The following is a 274-nucleotide window of genomic DNA, read 5'->3' as shown; positions in this document are numbered from 1 at the left end:
CGTGTCTCAGTCCCAGTGTGGCCGGTCACCCTCTCAGGCCGGCTACCCGTCGTCGCCTTGGTAGGCCATTACCCCACCAACAAGCTGATAGGCCGCGGGTTCATCCTGCACCGCCAGAACTTTCAACAACACTTCATGCGAAGCGTTGTGATATCCGGTATTAGACCTCGTTTCCAAGGCTTATCCCAGAGTGCAGGGCAGATTACCCACGTGTTACTCACCCGTTCGCCACTCATCCCCACCCGAAAGTGGTTCAGCGTTCGACTTGCATGTG

1 rRNA gene is annotated in these 274 nt (G+C 56.9%); it reads right to left on the bottom strand.

Annotation, left to right across the window (positions count from 1 at the left end):
* Positions 1-274, bottom strand: a 16S ribosomal RNA gene (locus tag QSK39_RS52935); the annotation flags it as partial.

The sequence above is a fragment of the Amycolatopsis sp. NBRC 101858 genome (genome assembly GCF_030269325.1).
Lineage (GTDB): Bacteria > Actinomycetota > Actinomycetes > Mycobacteriales > Pseudonocardiaceae > Amycolatopsis > Amycolatopsis ponsaeliensis.
Note: the sequence above shows the minus strand (reverse complement) of the source record. Positions and strands in the feature narration are given on the sequence as shown.